General features: G+C 43.6%; 1 protein-coding gene. It reads left to right on the top strand.

From position 1 onward, the window contains the following. Positions 1 to 25 precede the first annotated feature (25 nt). The coding region (locus AC1DYB_RS30365; RefSeq protein WP_477440694.1) for a glycoside hydrolase family 2 protein at positions 26 to 1563 on the top strand (1538 nt) is incomplete at its 3' end.

Here is a 1563-nt window from a genome sequence, read left to right as displayed (position 1 = left end):
GTGGATAGACGGTAAAGAAGCCGGTATGCAAAATGCATTAGGGGCGCCACATATTTACCTGCTGGATCATCTGCTTAAACCCGGAAAACATATTATTGCATTAAGGATTGATAACCGGATTAAAGATATTAACCCCGGAGCAGATGCACACAGTGTAACAGATAATACGCAAACCAATTGGAATGGTATTGTTGGTGATATGGCGCTTAACGCCAAACCGGCGGTTTATCTTTCATCTGTTCAATTGTTTCCTGATGTGGATAAAAAGGTAGTAGTGGCGAAAGTGAGCATCAAGAGCTTGTCTGGAACTATCGGCGCGTCGAAACTGATTTTCGATGTGCATGATAAGGGTGCCGCTCATCAATATCTGCCGGTCCTTCAAAAAATAATTGCCGCTGGAAAAGATTCCACTATTGTGTTTTTTACGTACCCTATGGGAGCCCATCCGCTATTATGGGATGAATTTAATCCCAACCTTTATAAGATGAAGGTAACCTTAAAGGGGGAAAGTGGAACGGATAGCCAGGAAATTACTTTCGGCATGCGTAAATTTATTACCAAAGGAAGTCAGTTTACAATAAATGACCGCCCGGTTTTCCTTCGGGGAACGTTGGAATGCGCAATTTTTCCTAAAACAGGTTTCCCGCCGACTGATAAAGGCGCCTGGGCGAGAATATTTAGAATATGCAGGTCATATGGGCTGAATCACATTCGGTTTCACTCCTGGTGCCCCCCTGAAGCAGCTTTTCAGGCGGCCGACGAAGCCGGGTTCTATTTATCCATCGAATGTTCCGCATGGGCAACGGTTGGAGATGGAAAACCCATTGATCGGTTCATCTATGAGGAAAGTAACCATATTGTAAATGCTTTTGGTAACCACCCCTCGTTTTGCATGATGCTTTATGGTAATGAGCCCGGCGGTAAAAATCTAAAAGAATACCTTACCGGCTTTGTTAAATACTGGAAGCAAAAAGATCCCCGGCGGTTATATACCACGGCTTCCGGCTGGCCGGTAATTCCCGAAAGTGATTACAACAGCTCTCCCGATCCGCGTATACAAGCCTGGGGTGCGGGCGTCGAAAGTATTATTAATTCTAAACCGCCAAATACCAATTATGATTGGTTATCCATCATCAGCAAATGGCCGCAACCCACCGTGAGCCATGAGATTGGCCAGTGGTGTGTTTACCCTAACTTCAAAGAAATACAAAAATATGATGGTGTGCTCAAGCCTAAAAATTTTGAAATATTTTATGATCGCTTAAAAGAACATCACCTGGAAAGTCTTGCCGATAGCTTTCTGTTTGCATCAGGTAAACTACAGGTACTTTGTTATAAAGCAGATATAGAGGCAGCTTTAAGAACCAAAGGGTTTGGCGGGTTCCAGTTGCTTGATCTGCATGATTTTCCCGGCCAGGGTACAGCACTGGTAGGTGTTTTAGATCCTTTCTGGGATGATAAGGGTTATGTTACAGCAAAGGAATACAGCAGATTTTGTAATGCAACGGTGCCGTTAATCAGGACAGCTAAGATGATCTATGAAAATAATGAAAAGCTTGAAGC

It is taken from the genome of Mucilaginibacter sp. P2_A4 (assembly GCF_056405015.1).
This window is presented reverse-complemented; position numbering and strand designations above follow the sequence as displayed.